This is a genomic window from Bradyrhizobium tunisiense (assembly GCF_042263385.1).
Lineage (GTDB): Bacteria > Pseudomonadota > Alphaproteobacteria > Rhizobiales > Xanthobacteraceae > Bradyrhizobium > Bradyrhizobium tunisiense.
This window is the reverse complement of the sequence record NZ_JBHLEV010000004.1, coordinates 636,243-657,018: the sequence shown is the minus strand read 5'-3', so window position 1 is coordinate 657,018 and position 20,776 is coordinate 636,243. Positions and strand designations below refer to the sequence as shown.

16 protein-coding genes are annotated in these 20,776 nt (G+C 66.1%); 5 read left to right on the top strand and 11 right to left on the bottom strand.

Going from position 1 to position 20,776, the window contains the following annotated elements; translation table 11 throughout:
* The first annotated feature begins 60 nt into the window (after positions 1-60).
* Genes ACFDR6_RS21805 through ACFDR6_RS21785 form a run of 5 tightly spaced genes read left to right on the top strand, consistent with a single transcriptional unit; the run spans position 61 to position 6,041 of the window.
* The gene (locus ACFDR6_RS21805) at positions 61-537 is read left to right on the top strand and encodes a formate dehydrogenase subunit gamma (protein WP_317240324.1); all 477 of its coding nucleotides are present in this window, start codon (positions 61-63) and stop codon (positions 535-537) included.
* Positions 534-2,090, top strand: a complete 1,557-nt coding sequence (locus ACFDR6_RS21800; protein ID WP_375859447.1) for a formate dehydrogenase beta subunit — start codon at positions 534-536, stop codon at positions 2,088-2,090. Before ACFDR6_RS21805 ends, ACFDR6_RS21800 begins: the two co-directional genes overlap by 4 nt.
* 10 nt (positions 2,091-2,100) lie before the next feature.
* Complete coding sequence (gene fdhF / locus ACFDR6_RS21795; RefSeq protein WP_375859446.1) at positions 2,101-4,986, top strand: formate dehydrogenase subunit alpha; 2,886 nt, start codon at positions 2,101-2,103, stop codon at positions 4,984-4,986.
* 4 nt (positions 4,987-4,990) lie between these two features.
* Complete coding sequence (fdhD, locus tag ACFDR6_RS21790; RefSeq protein ID WP_375859445.1) at positions 4,991-5,818, top strand: formate dehydrogenase accessory sulfurtransferase FdhD; 828 nt, start codon at positions 4,991-4,993, stop codon at positions 5,816-5,818.
* Complete coding sequence (locus tag ACFDR6_RS21785) at positions 5,808-6,041, top strand: formate dehydrogenase subunit delta (protein WP_375859444.1); 234 nt, start codon at positions 5,808-5,810, stop codon at positions 6,039-6,041. Before fdhD ends, ACFDR6_RS21785 begins: the two co-directional genes overlap by 11 nt.
* On the opposite strand, the gene ACFDR6_RS21780 is transcribed toward ACFDR6_RS21785, so the two are convergent.
* The 11 genes from ACFDR6_RS21780 to ACFDR6_RS21730 all read right to left on the bottom strand — a co-directional run bounded on the left by ACFDR6_RS21780 (position 6,016) and on the right by ACFDR6_RS21730 (position 20,706).
* Complete coding sequence (locus ACFDR6_RS21780) at positions 6,016-8,985, bottom strand: bifunctional [glutamine synthetase] adenylyltransferase/[glutamine synthetase]-adenylyl-L-tyrosine phosphorylase (RefSeq protein WP_375859443.1); 2,970 nt, start codon at positions 8,983-8,985, stop codon at positions 6,016-6,018. The two genes, ACFDR6_RS21785 and ACFDR6_RS21780, sit on opposite strands and share 26 nt — an antisense overlap.
* Entirely contained in the window at positions 8,982-10,442 is a 1,461-nt protein-coding gene (locus ACFDR6_RS21775; protein WP_317240330.1) for a sensor histidine kinase, read from the bottom strand. Before ACFDR6_RS21775 ends, ACFDR6_RS21780 begins: the two co-directional genes overlap by 4 nt.
* Positions 10,426-11,106: a response regulator transcription factor gene (locus ACFDR6_RS21770; RefSeq protein ID WP_039185038.1), complete on the bottom strand. Its 681-nt coding sequence runs from the start codon at positions 11,104-11,106 to the stop codon at positions 10,426-10,428. The genes ACFDR6_RS21775 and ACFDR6_RS21770 overlap by 17 nt, the downstream gene beginning before the upstream one ends.
* Positions 11,107-11,380: 274 nt before the next feature.
* Complete coding sequence (locus ACFDR6_RS21765; protein WP_375859442.1) at positions 11,381-12,961, bottom strand: Do family serine endopeptidase; 1,581 nt, start codon at positions 12,959-12,961, stop codon at positions 11,381-11,383.
* A gap of 222 nt (positions 12,962-13,183) precedes the next feature.
* The gene (locus ACFDR6_RS21760; protein ID WP_375859441.1) at positions 13,184-14,530 is read right to left on the bottom strand and encodes a methyl-accepting chemotaxis protein; all 1,347 of its coding nucleotides are present in this window, start codon (positions 14,528-14,530) and stop codon (positions 13,184-13,186) included.
* Positions 14,531-14,663: 133 nt separating this feature from the next.
* Positions 14,664-15,146, bottom strand: a complete 483-nt coding sequence (locus ACFDR6_RS21755; protein ID WP_317240332.1) for a cytochrome c-type biogenesis protein — start codon at positions 15,144-15,146, stop codon at positions 14,664-14,666.
* Positions 15,147-15,150: 4 nt separating this feature from the next.
* Positions 15,151-17,133 (bottom strand): heme lyase CcmF/NrfE family subunit, encoded by a 1,983-nt coding sequence (locus tag ACFDR6_RS21750; RefSeq protein WP_375859440.1) that lies wholly within the window; start codon positions 17,131-17,133, stop codon positions 15,151-15,153.
* Complete coding sequence (gene ccmE / locus ACFDR6_RS21745) at positions 17,130-17,654, bottom strand: cytochrome c maturation protein CcmE (protein WP_375859439.1); 525 nt, start codon at positions 17,652-17,654, stop codon at positions 17,130-17,132. Before ccmE ends, ACFDR6_RS21750 begins: the two co-directional genes overlap by 4 nt.
* Positions 17,655-17,691: 37 nt before the next feature.
* Complete coding sequence (gene ccmI, locus ACFDR6_RS21740) at positions 17,692-18,804, bottom strand: c-type cytochrome biogenesis protein CcmI (protein ID WP_375859438.1); 1,113 nt, start codon at positions 18,802-18,804, stop codon at positions 17,692-17,694.
* A 131-nt stretch (positions 18,805-18,935) separates the two neighbouring features.
* Entirely contained in the window at positions 18,936-19,205 is a 270-nt protein-coding gene (locus ACFDR6_RS21735; protein WP_212081355.1) for a hypothetical protein, read from the bottom strand.
* 100 nt (positions 19,206-19,305) lie between these two features.
* The gene (locus tag ACFDR6_RS21730) at positions 19,306-20,706 is read right to left on the bottom strand and encodes a hypothetical protein (RefSeq protein WP_212081354.1); all 1,401 of its coding nucleotides are present in this window, start codon (positions 20,704-20,706) and stop codon (positions 19,306-19,308) included.
* Positions 20,707-20,776 lie beyond the last annotated feature (70 nt).

Sequence of the window (20,776 nt, the reverse complement as noted above, 5' to 3'; positions counted from 1 at the left end):
TTGATCCTCGAATGATTCCAACTAGTTTGCGGCCAGGGAACGCTCAGGTCGAGACGAATAATGACAGCGGTTTACGAGCCTTGGAACGAGACGCGCGGCGCCGAAATCATCGCCGAACATGCGAGCCAGGAGGGCGCGACGCTGGTCATCCTGCACGCGCTGCAGGAGGCATTCGGCTACGTACCGGAGGCCGCCGTTCCCATGGTGGCGCAAGCGCTCAATCTGTCGCGTGCCGAAATCCATGGCGTATTCACGTTCTACCATGATTTCCGCCACAAGCCCGCCGGCCGTCATGTGCTCAAGCTCTGCCGTGCGGAGGCCTGCCAGGCCGCGGGCGGCGATGCGTTGGCTGCGCGCGCGGAAGTAAGGCTCGGCGTGGCGCTCGGCAACACCACGGCCGATGATCGCGTCACGCTGGAGCCGATCTACTGCCTCGGCCTGTGCGCGACCGCGCCGTCCGCGATGCTCGACGGTCGCCTCATTGGCCGGCTCGATCAGAAGCGCCTCGATGCGCTGGTCGCGGAGGCGCAAGGATGAGCATCCGTCTCTACGTCTCACGTGATGCCGGCGCGCTCGCCGTCGGCGCCGACGAGGTTGCGCTGGCATTGGAGCAAGCCGCCGCGAAGGGCGGTGTGGCCATCGATATCGTCAGGACCGGCTCGCGCGGCCTGTACTGGCTGGAGCCGTTGGTCGAGGTCGCAACGCCGCAGGGCCGGATTGCCTTCGGCCCCGTCACCGAGACCGACGTAGCGTCCCTGCTCGACGCGCTCGCCGGCAACACGCCGCACCTGTTGCGGCTCGGCGCAACCGACGAGATCCCCTGGCTGAAGCGTCAGACCCGCCTCACCTTCGCCCGCTGCGGCGTGATCGATCCGCGCTCGCTCGACGACTACCTCGCCCATGGCGGCTACAAGGGCTTGCAGCAGGCACTGTCGCTCGGCACGGATGCGATCCTCACCGAAGTCACGGCATCGGGCTTGCGCGGCCGCGGCGGCGCCGGCTTTCCGACCGGCATCAAGTGGAAGACCGTTGCGCAGGCCAAGGCCGACCGCAAGTTCATCGTCTGCAACGCCGACGAAGGCGACAGCGGCACCTTCGCCGACCGCATGATCATGGAGGGCGATCCCTTCCTGGTGATCGAAGGCATGACCATCGCCGGCATTACGGTCGGCGCGACCAAGGGCTATATCTACATCCGCAGCGAATATCCGCACGCGGTCGAGGCGATGAACGCTGCCATCGTGGTCGCCAGGCGCGGCGGCTATCTCGGCGACAAGATCGGCGGTTCAACGTACAGCTTCGATCTCGAAGTCCGCGTCGGTGCCGGCGCCTATGTCTGCGGCGAGGAAACCTCGCTGCTGGAAAGTCTCGAAGGCCGCCGCGGCATCGTGCGCGCCAAGCCGCCGCTCCCCGCGCATCACGGCCTGTTCGGCAAGCCGACCGTCATCAACAACGTGCTGTCGTTCGCCGCCGTCCCCTTCATCCTCGCCGAAGGCGCCAAGGCCTACGCGGATTTCGGCATGGGCCGCTCCCGCGGCACGATGCCGATCCAGCTCGCCGGCAACATTCGCCATGGCGGTCTGTTCGAGACCGCCTTCGGCGTGACGCTCGGCGAGCTCGTCGACGACATCGGCGGCGGCACGCTCACAGGCCGCCCGGTTCGCACCGTGCAGGTCGGCGGGCCCTTAGGGGCCTACTTCCCCCGGACGCTGTTCGACACGCCGTTCGATTACGAGGCCTTCGCCGCGCGCGACGGCTTGATCGGCCACGGCGGCATCGTCGTGTTCGACGACAGCGTCGACATGCGCAAGCAGGCGCGCTTCGCGATGGAGTTCTGCGCGGTCGAATCCTGCGGCAAGTGCACGCCGTGCCGGATCGGCTCGACCCGTGGCGTCGAGACCATCGAGAAGATCATCAACGGCGAGCGCGTGAGCGAAAATCTCGCGCTGGTCGAAGACCTCTGCAACACCATGAAATTCGGCTCACTCTGTGCGCTGGGCGGCTTCACGCCTTACCCCGTGCTCAGTGCGTTGAAGCATTTCCGGGAGGATTTCGTCCCGGCACCGACCACGCTTCAGGCCGCGGAATAGGAGAACGACGATGTCTCTGATCGAGGAAATCGACTACGGCACGCCGGCTTCCAAATCGAAAACGATGGTGACGCTGACCATCGACGGCAATGAGGTCACGGTGCCCGAGGGCACCTCGATCATGCGCGCCGCGATGGACGCCGGCCACCAGATCCCAAAACTCTGCGCGACCGACATGGTCGACGCGTACGGCTCCTGCCGTCTCTGCCTCGTCGAGGTCGAGGGCCGCGCCGGCACGCCCGCGTCCTGCACCACGCCGGTGATGTCCGGCCTCGTCGTGCACACCCAGACCGAGCGGCTCAAGAAGCTGCGCAAGGGCGTGATGGAGCTCTACATCTCCGACCATCCGCTCGACTGCCTCACCTGCGGCGCGAATGGCGACTGCGAATTGCAGGACATGGCCGGTGCAGTCGGCCTGCGCGACGTGCGCTACGGCTATGAAGGCGAGAACCACGTCTTCGCCAAGACACCTGGCAAGTCGGACGGTCGCGCCAACGACCACTGGATGCCGAAGGACGAGTCCAACCCCTACTTCACCTACGATCCCTCCAAGTGCATCGTCTGCTCGCGCTGCGTCCGCGCCTGTGAGGAGGTACAAGGCACCTTCGCGCTGACGATCTCCGGCCGCGGCTTCGACAGCCGCGTCTCGCCGGGCATGAGCGAGAGCTTCCTCGGCTCCGAATGCGTCTCCTGCGGCGCCTGCGTGCAGGCCTGCCCGACCGCGACGCTGACCGAAAAATCCGTGATCGAGATCGGCCAGCCCGAGCACTCCGTGGTCACCACCTGCGCCTATTGCGGCGTCGGCTGCGCCTTCAAGGCCGAGATGCGCGGCGAGGAAGTGGTGCGCATGGTGCCCTACAAGGACGGCAAGGCCAATCGCGGCCATTCCTGCGTCAAAGGCCGCTTCGCCTGGGGCTACACCAACCACAAGGAACGCATCCTCAACCCGATGATCCGGGATCGGATCGAGGATCCCTGGCGCGAAGTGTCCTGGGATGAGGCGTTCTCGTTTGCTGCAACCAGGATGCGCGGCATCCAGAAAAAATTCGGCCGCGACGCCATCGGCGGCATCACCTCATCCCGTTGCACCAACGAAGAAACCTACCTGGTGCAGAAGCTGATCCGTGCCGGGTTCGGCAACAACAATGTCGACACCTGCGCCCGCGTCTGCCACTCGCCGACAGGCTATGGTCTCTCCACCACCTTCGGCACGTCCGCCGGCACGCAGGATTTCGACTCGGTCGAAGATACCGATGTCGTCGTGATCATCGGCGCCAATCCGGCCTCCGCTCACCCGGTGTTCGCCTCGCGGCTGAAGAAGCGGCTGCGCCAGGGCGCCAAACTGATCGTGATCGATCCGCGCCGCACCGAGATGGTGGAATCGCCGCATGTGAAGGCGCTGCACCTGCCCCTGATGCCCGGCACCAACGTCGCGGTGATGACTGCGCTGGCGCATGTCATCGTCACCGAAGGCCTCGTCAACGAGACGTTTGTGCGTGAACGCTGCGACTGGAGCGAGTTCGAGGAATGGGCGGCGTTTGTCGCCCAGCCCAAGAACAGCCCGGAAGCCACGGCCATCCTCACCGGCGTCAACCCGAAGGACCTGCGCGAAGCAGCTCGCACCTACGCGACCGGCGGTAACGGTGCGATCTATTACGGCCTGGGCGTCACCGAACACAGCCAGGGCTCGACTACCGTGATTGCGATCGCGAACCTCGCGATGGTCACGGGCAATATCGGCCGCCCCGGCGTCGGCGTGAACCCGCTGCGCGGCCAGAACAACGTGCAGGGCTCCTGCGACATGGGATCGTTCCCGCACGAGCTGCCCGGCTACCGTCACATCTCCGGCGATGCTGTGCGCGACCAGTTCGAGGCACTGTGGAACGTCAAGCTTAACCCCGAGCCGGGCCTGCGCATTCCCAACATGTTCGATGCCGCGGTCGAAGGCACCTTCATGGGGATCTACGTGCAGGGCGAAGACATCCTCCAGTCCGATCCGAACACCTCGCACGTCGTCGCGGCGCTGTCGGCGATGGAATGCGTCATCGTCCACGACCTCTTCTTGAACGAGACCGCAAACTACGCCCATGTCTTCCTGCCCGGCTCGAGCTTTCTCGAGAAGGATGGCACCTTCACCAACGCCGAGCGCCGCATCCAGCGCGTTCGCAAGGTGATGACGCCGAAGAACGGCATGGCCGACTGGGAGGTCACGATCGGCCTCGCCAAGGCGATGGGTTTCGAGATGAACTATAGCCACCCCTCGGAGATCATGGACGAGATCGCGGCGCTGACGCCGACCTTCGCCGGCGTCTCCTACGCCAAGCTCGACGAGCTCGGCTCGGTGCAGTGGCCCTGCAACGAGAAGGCGCCCGAAGGCACGCCGGTGATGCATATCGACGGCTTCGTTCGCGGCAAGGGCAAGTTCGTCGTCACCGAGTATGTCGCGACCGACGAGCGTACCGGCCCACGTTATCCACTGCTGCTCACGACGGGCCGCATCCTCAGCCAGTACAATGTCGGCGCGCAGACGCGGCGTACCGAGAACGTGGTCTGGCACGCCGAGGATCGCCTCGAGATCCATCCCCACGATGCCGAGCAGCGCGGCGTGCGCGAGGGCGACTGGGTGCGGCTGAAGAGCCGCGCCGGCGAGACCACGCTGCGCGCCGAGATCACCGATCGTGTCGCGCCCGGCGTCGTCTACACCACCTTCCACCATCCGGATACGCAGGCCAACGTCATCACGACCGACTATTCGGACTGGGCGACCAATTGTCCCGAATACAAGGTCACGGCGGTGCAGGTGTCGCCCTCGAACGGCCCGTCCGACTGGCAGAAGGCCTACGACGCGCAGGCGCGGCAATCGCGCCGCATCGCGCCGGCCGAGGCCGCGGAGTAGAGGCATGCACGTCCCGGTCCTGGCGATCGATCGCGAAATCTGGCGCAACGGCGTGGCGTCCGAAGGAACGCGATTGATTCCGGAAGAGACGCCGCTGGCACTGACCTATAATGGCGGCACCTATGCCGTCATGATGGGAACGCCGCAGAACCTGGAAGATTTTGCCGTTGGCTTCAGTCTGAACGAAGGCATCATCAAGTCGGTCGACGACATCAAGTCACTCGAGATTGTTCGCCTCGACGACGGCATCGAACTCAGAATGTGGCTGGCGGCGGAGGATGCGGCGCTCATCAGCGAGCGCCGCCGCCATGTCGCGGGCCCCACCGGCTGCGGCATTTGCGGCATCGAGTCCATCGCCGAAGCCGTGCGCCCCGCGGCGGTCGTGCCGCACGATCAGACCTTCACGCCCGGGCAGATCATGGCGGCGATGCAGGCCATCGCGCCGCTGCAATCGATCAATTTGCAAACCCGCGCCGTGCACGCAGCCGCATTCTGGTCCCCTGCCGGCAGCATCGTCGCGCTGCGTGAGGATGTCGGCCGCCACAATGCGCTGGACAAGCTCGCCGGCGCGCTGGCACGCAGCCGCACGGATGCTCACGGCGGCATGGTGCTGCTGACCAGCCGCGTCTCGGTCGAGATGGTGCAGAAGGCGGCCGCAATCGGCGCCCCGATGATGATCGCGGTCTCCGCGCCCACTGCGCTCGCAGTGCGCACTGCGGAAGCCGCCGGCATCACGCTGATCGCGATCGCCCGGCAGGACGGATTCGAGATATTTACGCACGGCAGCCGGATCGTGGCTCGCCATGCCACGGAGGTTGCCGATGTCGCCTGACCGTCTGATCTACATGGCCAACCAGATCGGAACGTTCTTCCGCAGCCAGGGCCATGGCAAGTCCGTGCCGGGCATTGCCGAGCACATCAGGAAATTCTGGGATCCCCGCATGAAGCGCGCGATCTTCGCCCATCTCGATGCCGGCGGCGCGGGCCTCGAGCCTGATGTGCGCGAGGCGATCGCCTCGCTGAAGCAGGCTACGCCCCTTCCAGCAGCGCCCTGAACACGCGCCGCACCTCGCTTTGGGTCTCCTTCACGCGCGCCTCCAGCGACGAGAAGTCCGGCGCGTCGCCGGCCCGCGCCATCACGCGCTGCAGATCGGTGCCGGCGGTTTCCGGCTTGAAACGGTCGCTGACGCACAGCCGCAGGATCTGCGTGAGGTCATGATAGAGCCGGGCTGCAGCTCGCAATATCTCGGTCTCCGACTGCGAGAGCACGCCGAGCCTGCATGCGTTCTCCAGCACCTGCATGGTGCTGACGTCGAGAATCTCAGGCTTGTCGTGCGCGTGCACGAGCTGGAGATATTGCGCGATGAAGTCGATATCGACCATGCCGCCGGCGGCATGTTTGAGATCCCAGCAATCGCCCTCGCCCTTCTCCTGGGCGATCGCGCGCCGCATGTCGGCGACGTCATTGGCGGTGATTCCAGGGTCGCGTCGGCGGGTCAGGACGTCGCGGATGACGCGCTCGATCCGTTCCCGAAATTCGGGCGAGGCCGACACCACGCGGGCGCGCGTCAACGCCATGTGCTCCCAGGTCCAGGCCTCGTTGGCCTGGTAGTCCGCGAACGAAACGAGGCTCGAGGCCACGGGACCCGCGCGTCCCGACGGACGCAGCCGCATGTCGATCTCGTAGAGCACGCCGTAATTGGTGCGCGTCGTGAACGCGCTGATCAGGCGCTGGGTCAGCCGCGCGAAATAATGCGCGCCCTGAAGCGATTTCGCGCCGTCGGAGTCCGGATTGTCGCTGTCGAAATCGTAGAGCAGGATCAGGTCGAGATCCGACGAGGCCGTCATCTCGCGGCTGCCGAGCCGGCCCATCGCGATGATCGCAGTCTCCTGCCCCTCGATCCGGCCGTGCTGGGCGGCGAAGCGCTCCGCGACGAGGCCGTGCACGGTGTGGACGATGCCTTCGGCGACATCGGCAAAGGCCGTGCTCGCCTGCTGCGCCGAAACGGTGCCGGAGAGAATCCGCGTGCCGATCAGGAACAGGCTCTCCTGCCCGAACAGGCGCAGGCGATCGAGGAATTCTTCGTACGAGCCGGCATCCTGCACGGTCGCAGCCAGCCGCCCCGACAATTCCTGCCGGTCCGGCATGGCGCCGAAGAAGCGCGGATCGATCAGGCCGTCCATCAGTTGCGGCTGCCGTGCCAGCATCTCGCCCAGTCGCGGCGCCGCGCCCAGCACCAGCGCGACCAGCGCAACGAGGTCGCGGTTCTGGCCGAGCAGCGTGAACAGTCGGCCGCCGCGCTGAAGTGCGCCGAGGAAATGGTCGAACGCCACGACGGCGCGATCCGGCTCCTCGGCGTGGGCGAGCCCGTCGATCAGGGCCGGCACGAATTCGATGAAGGCGTTCCGCGTCGCCTCATTGCGGAACACGCGATAGTCGCCAGTGATCCAGTCGCGCACGGTCTGCGCGACGGCGGCGGGCTTCTTGAAGCCGAGCATTGCGAGGTGCTGGAGCAGCCTCGGATCGTCGGCACCCGCACCGTAGTCGAGTGCAGGAAGCTTGGCGGTCCCGGTCGGATCGTCGCCCTCGAAGAGCTTTTCGTAGTGCCCCTGCACGATCTTGAGATGCCGCAGCAGATCGCTCGCGAAGGCCTCGCGATCCGGATAGCCGAAGAAGCGCGCGAAACGCTCGACCGCGTCCTTGTCTTCGGGCAACGTATGGGTCTGCTCGTCGGCGATCATCTGAATGCGATGCTCGACCCGGCGCAGGAATTCGTACGCAATGGTCAGCTCGTCGCGCGCGGCAACGGTAATCCAGTTGCTGGAGGCGAGAATGTCGAGCGCCTTCAGCGTCGGCCGCACGCGTAATTCCGGATGGCGGCCACCTGCGATCAATTGCTGGGTCTGGGCGAAGAACTCGATCTCGCGGATACCGCCGCGGCCGACCTTGACGTTGTGTCCCTCCACCGCGACCTCGCTCTGGCCGCGATAGATCTGCATCTGCCGCTTCATGTCGTGGACGTCGGCGAGCGCGGCGAAGTCGAGATGCTTGCGCCAGACGAAGGGCGCGATCTCGGCGAGCATCGCCTCGCCCGCCCGGGGATCGCCGGCGCAGGCGCGCGCCTTGATCATCGCGGCGCGCTCCCAGGTGCGCCCTTCCCGCTCATAATAGTTCAGCGCGGCGTCCCGCGAGATCGCCACTTGCGTCGAGGACGGATCGGGCCGCAGGCGCAGATCGACGCGGAAGACGTAGCCGTCGTAAGTGCGCTGCTGCAGGATGCGGGCCATTCCTTGCGTCACCCGGACGAAGAACGGCTGCGGTTCGATGTCGGGCGCAAGCGTCGTCGCCTCGGGGTCGAAGAACACGATGAGGTCGATGTCGCTGGAATAGTTCAGCTCGCCCGCGCCCATCTTGCCCATCGCGAGCACGATGAGCCCGCAGCCCACTTCGGGCGCCTCGGGATTGGGTGGCGAGAGCTTTCCGCGTGCGGCTTCCTGCCGCAGCAGATATCGCAGCGCCGCCTGCACCGAGGACACCGCGACATCGGTCAGCGCCGCCGTCACCCGCATCACCGGCCAGACGCCGCCGATGTCGCACAAGGCCGTCAGCAGCGCGGCCTCCGCTTTCATGCGGCGAAGCAGCCGCATCACCTCGACCTCATCCGCCGCCGCGAGCACCGCATCCCTCGCCTCAGCGATCAGCGCCGTCAGATGCGCATCCGGATCGCATTCGAGCAGCCGGATCAGGCGCAAGGCATCGGCGCGCACCAGATCGAACAGATAGGGTGAGAACTCCGCGATTCCGGCGAGGATATCCCTCGCGAAGGGATGGGCCAGCAGCGCGTCGAGACGGGCTGCTTGGGCCAGCTCGAGCTCGCTCAGCCAGCTTTCAAGACGTCGTTCGTCGGTTGTGGAAGCGGCAATATGGGGAGCTTCCGCAAAGCGCGCGGCCAGCTTCTCGCCATGCTTGTCCGCGTTTCCCGGCGCGGAGTGGTTCATGCCACCTTCTGTGGCACATCCGGTATTGGCGGAGCAACCCTGTCGCCGGCACTGAGGCGCGCAGGCAACACCAGCGTGGCGACGAGGCCGGGCTGGGCATCGCCCAGGCGCAATTCGCCGCCGTGCAACGTCGCGACCGCCGAAGCGAGGCTGAGACCGAGACCGGAGCCCGGCAGCGTGCGGCTGGCTTCCAGTCGGACGAATCGCTCGACGGCATGCTTGCGATCGCCCTCGGGGATCCCGGGACCGCGATCGGTGACGCTGAGCAGCACCTGGTCGCCATCGCGCCTGGCCTCGATCAGAATTGGCCGGGCGTCCATGCTGACCACGGTTCCGCCGGTCTGCGCGACCGGTTTGCCGTATTTGATCGCATTCTCGACCAGATTGGCGAGCGCCTGGCTGACCAATTCGCGGTTGGCGTGAACCGGTGCCGGCTCGGCCCTCACGTTCAAGGTCATGCCGTCGTCCTCGGCGAGCGGCTCGTAGAGCTCATGGATTCCGTTCGCCACCTCGGCCGCGTCGAAATCGTCCATGTTGCCGCGCGCCTGGCCCGACTCGGCGCGCGCGATCATCAGCAGCGCGTTGAAGGTGCGGATCAGGCCGTCGGATTCCTCGATGGTGCGCTCCAGCGCCGCGCGGTAATCGGCTTCGCCGCCCGATCGCGCCAGCGCCTCCTCGGCGCGGTTGCGCAGGCGCGTCAGCGGCGTCTTGAGATCATGCGCGATGTTGTCGGAGACTTCCTTGAGCCCCGCCATCAGCGCCTCGATGCGCTCCAGCATGGCGTTGAGGTTCTCGGCGAGGCGATCGAGCTCGTCGCCGCTGCGCCCGACCGGCAGGCGCTCGCTGAGATCGCCGGACATGATGCGCTGAGTCGTTCCCGTCATGGCATCGATGCGCCGAAGCACGCGGCGGGCGACGAACACGCCGCCGGCGAGGCCGAGCACGACGACGATCAGGACCGACCATTGCGCGGCCTTGGCGACGATGCCGAACAGCCGCCGCCGTTCGGCAAGGTCGCGGCCGATCAGGAGGCGAAAGCCGTTCTCCAATTCGGTGACGCGCACCAGCGCGCGGTGGTCGCGGTCGTCGGCGTCCTCGAGGCGCCGGTAGGCGGTCTCCGACCAGCCGCGCGTCGCCATCACCCCGGGCGCCAGTGAGCCGACATTGCCGGCAATCGCCTGCCCGGTCGGCGTGGTCACGAGATAGAGGTTGGCGCCCGGCCGCAGCGCGCGATACTCGATCGCGAGAACGAGGCCGCGCAGGCCGCGTCGGCCATAGATCTCGCTGATCTCCGAGGTCTCGGCATTGACCGTCTGCGTGATCTCCTCGGTGATGAGGCGCCGCGTATTCCAGGCGAAATAGGCCAGCAGCGAGGCCGCGAACATCGCGAACAGCAACAGATAGACCAGCGTCAGCCGGAACGCCGTGGTGCGGACGAGTTTACCGAATGCCGTCACGGATCATGTATCCCGCGCCGCGGATGGTGTGCAGCAGCGGCCGCTCGAAGCCCTTGTCGATCTTGGAGCGCAGCCGTGAAATGTGCACGTCGATCACGTTGGTCTGCGGATCGAAATGATAATCCCAGACGTTCTCCAAGAGCATGGTGCGCGTCACCACCTGGCCGGCATGCTTCATCAAATATTCGAGCAGGCGGAATTCGCGCGGCTGCAGCGTCAGCTCGTCCTTGCCGCGGGCGACGCGATGGGAGAGCCGGTCGAGCTCGAGATCGCCGACGCGGTAGAGCGTGTCCTCGGCGGGACCGCCGCGGCGGCGCGACAGCACCTCGACCCGGGCCAGCAGCTCGGCAAAGGAATAGGGTTTGGGCAGATAGTCGTCGCCGCCGGCGCGCAGGCCCTTGATGCGGTCGTCGACCTGTCCGAGCGCGGAGAGAATCAGCACCGGCGCCGTGTTGCCCTTGTCGCGCAGCGCACCGATCAGCGACAGGCCGTCGCGCTTGGGCAGCATGCGATCGACCACCAGCACGTCGTAATCGCCGTTCTCGGCCATGGCGAGGCCTTCCTCGCCGTCGGCGGCGTGATCGGCAATGTGTCCGACTTCGCGAAACGCCTTCACGAGGTAATCGGCGGATTCACGGTCGTCTTCAATGATCAGGAGGCGCATCGTGCGTTCGGCGGCGGTCAAGGAGGTCAACCTTCTCTAAACATGGCGCGAGCGGCAATCGCATGCAAGCCGAGGGGGAGACTCTGGCATCGAGAAAAAGGCGGGCGGTGAAGCTGGGGGGACTTCACCGCCCTAGGCCTTCCGACGGAGGGGGGCGTAATTCCACCGGAAGGTAGACAGGGGAAGCGAAAATTACGCTGCTTCCCCGAAGGGCGCCGACGGCGGGGGCGACTGATGCCGGCGACGCCCTTCATCTCGAGAGCATCCTTAAGGCTTACCCCTTGGCGATGGGCACGGCGACGAAGCGCGACTGGCCGCCGCTCTTCACGCGCATCAGGACGCTGTTCTTGTTGTCGGTCCGCGCCGTACTGATGGCATCGCGGACTTCGCCGGCGGTGGCGACGCTCTTGCCGCCGACCTCCAGAATCACGTCGCCTTCCTTGAAGCCGCGTTCGGCCGCAGCGCTCTTCGGATCGACCTGGGTGACCACGACGCCTTCCTTGCCGGCACCGGCCACGGAGTTGGCGGGCGCGACGGTCATGCCGAGCTTGGGCACGTCGGTACCCTTGTTGGCGCCCTTGCCGCTGTCGCTGTCAATGTCAGCCTTGGCTTCCACCGTGTTCGGCAGCTGGCCGAGGGTAAGGTTGACGACCTTGTCCTGGCCCTTGTGCAGCACGTTGAGCTTCACGGTCGCGCCGGGCGCCATGCCGCCGATGGTGCGGGCGAGTTCGCGCGCGTCCTTCACGGCCTCGCCGTTGACGGAGGTGATCACGTCGCCGGACTCGATGCCCGCCTTCGCGGCCGGACCGTTGGCCTGCGGCTCCGCCACCAGCGCGCCCTCGGCCTTCTTCATGCCGAGGCTGTCGGCGATGTCGGACGTCACGGGCTGAATCTGCACGCCGATCCAGCCACGGCTGACCGAGCCCTTGTCCTTGAGCTGGGCGACCACGCTCTTCACGGTGCTCGCCGGGATCGAGAAGGCAATGCCGACGCTGCCGCCGGAAGGCGAGTAGATCGCGGTGTTGACGCCCATCACCTCGCCGTTGGTGTCGAAGGCCGGACCGCCGGAATTGCCCTTGTTCACGGGCGCGTCGATCTGGATGAAATCGTCATAGGGGCCGTTGCCGATGTCGCGGCCGCTGGCCGAGACGATGCCCGCGGTCACGGTGCCGCCGAGGCCGAAGGGATTGCCGACGGCGAGCACCCAGTCGCCGATCCGCGGCTTGGCGTCGGCGAGCTTGGCGAACGGGAAGTTCGAGCTGCCCTCGACCTTGATCAGAGCAAGGTCGGTGCGCTGGTCGGTGCCGATCACCTTGGCGGTGTAGGTCTTGCCGTCGTCGGTGGTGACCTCGACCTTGTCGGCGCCGTCGACCACGTGATTGTTGGTCACGGCATAACCGTCGGCCGAGATGAAGAAGCCGGAGCCCTGGCCCTGCACCACGCGACCACGGCCGCCACCCTTCAGACCGGGGATGCCGTCCGGACCGCCGAAGCGGCGGAAGAAGCGCTCCATCGGCGAGCCCGGCTGGAACGGCGAAGAGGAATCGTCGCCGTCATCGTTGCTCGCGGTCTTCTCCTTCATGTTGACCTTCACCGAGATCACCGACGGCTTCACGCGTTCGACGACGTCGGCGAATCCGACCGGACGCTCGACCTTGCGGACCTCGTTGTTGACCTGCGCATGCGCCGGGCTCGAGAACAGATCGGCCGGCGAGGTCGAGGGGCTGAAGCCGTACACGGCGGCGCCGAGACCGGCGACGACCGAGGCCATCAGCGCGATCTTGCGCGCGGAGAACACCGACGGGCGCGGCTGCCGGTAGGAGGGAAGGTTCGAGAGGTCGGGACGGTCGGTCATGCGGAGATCTCCAGGGCCTTGAAATTCATTGGCGCCCGATGGCGGCACCTTACGGACCTGAACATGGGGGCTCCCGCCTTACCGCGCGCTGGCGGCGGGGTTAAACTTTTGTAATGAAGCGGTGAGGCGGATGCGGCAGTTCAGCGCAGCCCGAAAATCGTGATCTTACAGGAACTTAATCGAGTTCCCGCAATGCCTCAAAACGCGATTCTTTGGCGCCGCCTAGCTCGCCTTGACGCTGACGATGAACTCGTCGACTTCGCGCTTCAAGGTTTCGGCCTGCTGCGACAGGTCGACCGCGGAATCCCTGGCCTCGGCGGCCATGCGGCCGGTCTCCGCGGAGGTCGAGGTGATCTGGACGATATGGTTGGAGACGTCGTCGAGGGTGCCGCGCGCGGCGTCCTGGGCGCTGCGCGTGATCTCCTGCGTGGCATTGCGCTGCTGGGCCGTATCGACCTCGATGCCGGACATGATGGACGAGATCTCCGACAGCGTCTTGGAAATGCCGTCGATCGCGCCGCGCGTTTGTGCGGTGATGCCTTGAATGCTGGCGACATGGGAGGTGATCTCCTCGGTCGCCTTGCTGGTCTGATGCGCCAGATTCTTGACCTCGGAGGCAACCACCGCGAACCCTCTGCCGGCCTCCCCTGCCCGTGCCGCCTCGATGGTGGCGTTCAGCGCCAGCAGATTGGTCTGCGATGCGATCGCCTGCACGAGTTGCACGACCTCGCCGATCTTGTCGGCGGCATCCGGCAGCGTGTGGATGGTGTCGCGGCTCTTCTCCGCCTGGGACGCTGCGCCCTCGGCACGTTGGGTCGCGTCCGTGACGCGGCGGCTGATGGTGCCGATCGAATTCGTCATCTCCCCGGCGGAACCTGCGACTGTCTGCACGCTGGTGCTGGCCTGGTTCGCGGCGCTCGCGACCGCGTTGGCCTTGGTGCTGGTGTCGTTGGCCGTCCGCGACAGCGTCTCGGCGTTGCTCTTCAGATGCACGGCCGATGACGCCACGCTGTCGACGACGCTGGCGACGAGATCATTGAAGCGCTTGATCCGGTCGTCCAGGAATTTCGATCGCTCGGCCTGGTGCTGCGCTTCTTGCATCTGCCGTTCGGTGAGGTGGCGCCGCTCGAGGCCGTTGGTCTTGAAAACCTCCAGCGCACCGGCGAGCAGGCCGATCTCGTTGGTGCGGCCGAGCCCGGGCACGGGCGTCTCGAATTTCTGGTCGGCGACCTCGCGCATGGCATGCACGATCGCCGCGAGCGGACTGAGGATGCCGTTGCGCACGGCGAACCAGGTGGTGAGACAGATCGCGACGGCAACGACGGCGATCACGCCGCAGGCAACCAGGAAGTAGGAGAACGCGGTCTGCGCCTGCTGATAGATCTGCATGGCATGGTCGCGTGCAGGACCGCTCAGCGCGGCGAAGTCCGAGGACAGGCTAGTGATCTCGTTGTTGAGATAGAGCACCGCGATGAAGCCAGTGCCTCCGCCGATTCCCAGCAGGAACAATAATGCGGCGACGACGGCGCCGACCAGGAAGCGGATCGTCAGATTGCTGTTCGCGAACATCGGGGACTCGGAGTCTGGAATCACATCTCGCGACAAGCTTCCAGACAAAGGTCAACATAGCATGAAGCACGCGCGAAGCGGGCCGGCGGCCTAGTTCATGACGTCGCCAGGACGATCCTAAAGCTCGGGAAATCTAGGAAGATTTCGCATCGTCCGACATCAACGCAGCGAGCCGTGCCTTCTCGTCGGGCGAGAGTGGCGGGGCCGGTACGTCTGCACCACTGCGCGCACGACGCCGGATTTGCAGCCATAGCGCCACGCCGCCCCCGATCAGCAGCACCGGCCCGAGCAGCCACAACAACAGGGTCTGCCGCTCGAAGCGTGGCTTCAGCAGCACGAACTCGCCATAGCGGGCGACCAGGAAGTCGAGCACCTGCGAGTTGCTGTCGCCGGCACCGATGCGCTCGCGCACCAGCAGCCGCAGGTCGCGCGCCAGCGGCGCATCGGAATCGTCGATCGACTGGTTCTGGCAAACCATGCAGCGCAACTCGCGCGACAGCTCGCGTGCGCGGGCTTCCTTGGCGGGATCCGACATGATCTCGTCGGGCTGCACCGCGTGCGCCGCAGGCAAGGCCAGCAGCATCAGCAGGGTGAACGCGGCCATCATCCGACGCATCGGATCACTCCGCAGGCTGGAGGCGCTGCTTGGCCCGCGCCGGCTTCGGCGCGCCGACCCGCAGGCGCCGGTCGGACAGCGAGAGCACGCCGCCGAACGCCATCAACACCGGCCCCCACCAGATCAGGAGCACCAGCGGCTTGTGATAGATGCGCACGGCGATGGCGCCCTCGGCCGTGGCGTCGCCAAGCGAGATGTAGAGCTGGCTCGCGCCGCGCGTCAGCAGCGCGGCCTCGGTGGTCGACGAGCCGCGAGTGGTGAAGCTGCGCTTGGAGGGCGTCATGACGCTGAGGGTCCCGCCATCACGGCTGACGTTGAACTCGGCGATCATCTCGCGGTAGTTCGGGCCCTGACGCTGAAGCACCCCGTCGAGCTTCACGTCGAAGCCGGCGATGTGGACGACGTCGTTCTGCTTCATGGTTGCGATATGTTCGCTGTTCCAGGTCGTTTCGCAGACGATCCCGATGAGCGCCACGCCGAGGCCGGCATGCGCGAACGCCGTGCCCCAGACCGAGCGCGGCAGGCCGCGCGCCCGGTGCAGCACCGTTGCGAACGGCAGCCGCACGAGGCCGGTGCGCTCGACGATGTCGGTGACCGCGCCGGCGATGACGAAGATGCCGAGGCCGATCGCCAGCGGCGCCAGCGCACTGCCGCCGCGCGCCCAGCCCCAGGCAATGGCGACGGCAACGAGCCCGGCAACGCCCGCGGCTAACAGACGCTGCATCACGCCGAGCAGATCGCCGCGCTTCCACGCCATCATCGGCCCGAACGGCACGGCCAGCAGCAACAGGGTGAACAGCGGCGCGAAGGTGAGATTGTAGAAGGGCGCACCGACCGACATCTTGAAGTCGGCGAGCATCTCCATCGCCAGCGGATAGAGCGTGCCGAACAGCACAACCGCGCAGGCGACCGTGAGCAGCAGATTGTTCAGGACAAGCGCGCCCTCGCGCGAGATCGGCGCGAACAGGCCGCCCTGCTTCAACGAGGTGGCGCGGCCCGCGAACAGCGCCAGGCTGCCGCCGATGAACAGGCAGAGGATCAGCAGAATGAACACGCCGCGGGTTGGATCGGTGGCAAAGGCGTGCACCGAGGTAATGACGCCCGAGCGCACCAGGAAAGTGCCGAGCAGCGACAGCGAGAAGGTCAGGATCGACAACAGGACGGTCCAGACCTTCAGCGCGTTGCGCTTCTCCATCACCAGGGCGGAATGCAACAGCGCGGTGCCGGAGAGCCACGGCATCAGCGAGGCGTTCTCGACCGGATCCCAGAACCACCAGCCGCCCCAGCCGAGCTCGTAATAGGCCCAGTACGACCCCATGGCGATGCCGAGCGTCAGGAAGATCCAGGCGACCAGCGTCCACGGCCGCACCCAGCGCGCCCAAGCGGCGTCGATCCGTCCCTCCATCAGCGCCGCGATCGCGAAGGAGAACGAGATCGAGAAGCCGACATAACCGAGATAGAGCATCGGCGGATGCACGGCGAGCCCTATGTCCTGGAGCACGGGATTGAGATCGCGTCCCTCGATCGGCGGGCTCGCGATGCGCAGGAACGGATTCGATGTCACGAGGATGAAGAGGTAGAAGGCACTGGCGACCCAGGCCTGCACCGCCAGCACGTGCGCGCGCAGCGACAGCGGCAGATTGTTGCCGAAAGCCGCGACCAGCCCGCCGAACAATGCGAGGATCAACACCCACAGCAGCATCGAGCCTTCATGGTTTCCCCACACGCCCGTGATCTTGTAGAGCAGCGGCTTCATGGAGTGGGAATTTTCGTAGACGTTGGCGACGGAGAAATCCGAGTTCACGTGCAGCAGCACAAGCGCCGTGAACGAGGCACCGACGAACAGCAGCTGCGCCAGCGCGGTGGAGCGCGCCACGTTCATCAGCGCGGCATCGCGCAGGCGCGCACCGATCAACGGCACGACGGACTGGATCAGCGCGAGGGCGAGCGCCAGCACCAGGGCGTAATGTCCTGACTCCGCGATCACCGCACCGCTCCTTGTGGATTGCCCTGCGCCGTCGTGGCAGCGGGCTTGCCGCCGCCAGACGGCTTGGCGTCAGAAGTCTTGCCGTCGTAATCGTCCTTCCAGTGCCCCTGCTTCTTCAGCGCATCGGCGACGTCCTTGGGCATGTAGGTCTCGTCGTGCTTGGCAAGGACGGTATCGGCCTTGAACACGCCATTGGCGTCGAGCGCGCCTTCGGCGACAACGCCCTGTCCCTCACGGAACAGGTCGGGAAGAATGCCCTTGTAGGCCACCGGCAGCTTGGCGCCACCGTCGGCGACCTCGAAGGTCACCATGAGATTGTCGCCACGATAGAGCGAACCGGGCTGCACCAGCCCACCGAGGCGAAACCGCTTGCCGGGCTCGACCTGCTTCTCGGCGACCATGGTGGGGGTCGAGAAGAACACGATGGAGTCGCGAAGCGCGTTGAGCACCAGCGCGGCCGCGAGGGCGAGCACGGCGAGCGAGCCGCCGATGATGGTCATACGTCGCTGCTTGCGCGTCATGGCGTATCAATTCTCCGCTCGTCTCGTCTCGACATCGTCATCCGCCGAGTCCGAGAGTTCTGAGGCCTTCGTTGAGCTGGCGCAGCCGTTCGGCGTCGCTGGCGACCGCCTGCCGGGCATCGGCCGATGCCCCCACGGCCTTGTCCCGTTCGCCCATCACGAGATAGGCGCGCACCAGGCGCAGCCAACTCTCGACGTCGTCGCCCTTCTCCTTCAACCGGGTGGCCAGACGTTCGACCATGCCGCGCACCATCGCGTTGCGATCGCCTTCTGCCATCTCCTTGGAAGCAGCAATCGTTTCATCGGACAGCGCCGGCATCGTGCCGCCGCCACCGACTCGCGCCAGCGAGGACTGCACCAGGGCACGCCATGGCGCATCCGCGGGCGCTTTCGCAAGCAGCGCGCGCCAGATCGTGGCGGCATCGTCCTTGCGGCCATCCTGCTCGGCGGCAAGGCCGAGGAAGTAGTTCGCCTTGGGATCATCGGCATTCAGGGCGTGTGCACGCTCGAATTCAGTCTTGGCCTCGGCGGTCACCACGCCACCGGCAGCGGCCGCGAGTGCTTCGCCGAGATCGGACCGGCGCTCGGCGCTCTCGCCATTGTAGGTGAGCGAGTTGCGATAGGCGCGCACCGCGTCGTCGAAACGGCCAAGCCGCTCCAGCACCGGCGCGAGCACGTTCCAGCCGCGCCCGTCGGTCGGGTTCTTCTCGAGATGGTCCTGGACCTGCGCCACGAGATTCTCGAGCGACTGCGCCATGCCGGACCCGGATCCGCGCTCCCGCTCCGCCAGGGGAAAGTCCTGAAGCCGGGGCGAGCCGAGCGGCATGTAGACGCCGACCGCAATGAGCGGCAGGCCGGCGAGCGCCAGCACCGCCGCCACGCGGCGCCATTTGAGATTCGACGTCGGCGCCACAACGGGTTCGCTGGCCGCGGCGGCGAGCAGCCTGCGACTGACCTCGACGCGCGCCGCCTCGGCGTCCGGTGCGGGGATCAAGCCCGCGGCGAGATCACGCTCGATCTCGGCCAACTGGTCCTTGTAAACCGCGACCTCGCTGCCCTGGTCTTGCGCGCGCGCGCTGCGGCCAAGCGGCAGGAGCACGGCGAAAATCGCCGCGACCGTCATCAGCGCGAACACGAACCATAGCGTCATCAGGTAAACTTCCGGCAGCGCACGAACCGCGCCCATAGGTGGCTTTACACCACGGCCAGACGATGCGGCAATTGACAATTGTCAATTCGGCGCGACCCGTGCGCGTCCCGAAACGGTGAAACTCCAACGGCTTAGCCGATCTCGAAGTCCGTGCTTTGCGCGGCATCCTCACCGTGGCCGTTGAGAGCCTTGAGGAAGTACGTTCCGGGCCTGATTGTCGCGGGCAGTCGGATGCGCAACGCCCCGACCGGAACCGGCGAGGCGACCCTGGTGACTGTCTCAGGCAGTTGCCGACCGCTTGCCTTTTCGACCAGCACCACCTGCGCGCCGACCATCAATCGTTGATATTTGGCAGTAATGACGCGGTTCTCGATTTCGATGGAGCTGATAACGGGTTTCATGCGCCCACAAATAGAAGTACCCCGGACTTGCACGGGGACCGTAGGGCGCGCAACCGGCACGGTCAACTACAAATTGTGATCACGAAAATATGCGCTTGGATCAGCTTGCGCGCGACGATTTGCGCTCGCCGGTGGCTGCGTTTTCCGCTGCCCGGCTCATCAGCGAGGCGTAGTCATCGCCGAACAACACCTGACAGAAGCGAATCGCGGCCTGCACCTGCTGTTGCCTGTAGGTGCGGACCTTGTGATCGGCGGCACGCAGCGACTGCACCAATTGCTCGGTCGAGCGTTCGACATATTGCTGGAGATCGGAATAGGTGCGCAGCGTCACCTCGTTGATCGCAAGCTCACTCGCATAGTTGCGACAGGTGGCGACAAAGTCGATCAGCGCCACCGCTTCCTCGACCTCAGTGCTGTCGATCCGCGCGCCCGGCGGAATGTCCTTCTCCGGGCGCTGGCGCAGGATACGTCGAACGCGGCCGGGAACGCTGTCGATCTCGGATTGCAGCGCATTGGAGATGTCGGCCCGGATCGAGGTCAATTGCTTGCCCCAGGCGGAATCGTTGCGCAGGTCGAGTTCGGTGCGCAGGCCGCGCACGCCGTCGTGCAATGTCTTGAGATTGCCCGCAACGTTGTCGAAATGGCCGCGCTTGATGTCCATGCGCAGGGTGGCGGCAACACAGGACAGATCGTGCAGCGCGATCGTGACGGCGATGCCATAGGGCGTCGCCGCGACGCGGATCTCGTCGTCGGACGCAGCAATCTTGATGGCGAGGCGAATGATCTGCCAAGGGGCGGTCATCCGCTGCACCACGATCGACAGCGCAAAGGGCAGCATCTGCGGCGTCTGGAGCACCGGAATGTTGAGCGCCGACGTCACCGAGGCGATCTGGGAATCGCCGAAAGCGCGCAAGGTGCGCGGCAGCTTCTCGTTCAGGCTGGCGATCGCCTCCCGGACCTGAAGCACCGCTCCGATCGAATAAAGGTCCTCGATCACGTTGGGCGGGCCGACCCGGGCCAGCGCGCGCGACTTGTCGCCGCCACCGGGGCCCGTCAGCTCGAAAATGGCGTCTGCAGCCACCGCTTGGAGCTTCTGCGCCAAGGCCTCGACCTGTCCCGCGCTGTCGGCCGGCATGCGCGCCAGCGCCGCCTCGAATTCGCTTACCTTGTCCGGGGCGCCGTCGCGGCCGAGCCATTGCCAGATCGGATGCAGCGAGGAGCGGCGGATCTGCCCGGCCCTGACAGGGGCGCCCGCCTCGACCAGGAATGGTTCCAACACCTGGAACAGCAGCCGCGACAGATCGTCCGTACGTGGAGGCACGGCCTCCTCGGCTTCGGTCTTGCGGACGATCTTGCGCAATTGCTCGAGCACGAGGGTTGCGACGGCCGTGTCCTGGCCGCGCTCCAGGGCGCGCTCGAACTCCCGCATCAGCAGGGCCTGCGCCTGCGGCGGGAGCTGCGCGAGATAGTCCCTCAGCCGCTCGATCGATGTCTGGCTCATGCGCCCGGGTAATGCACGGTAAAATGGCGGACCTGGGATGCGTCCGGGCGCGATCATAGGAGGACCCACT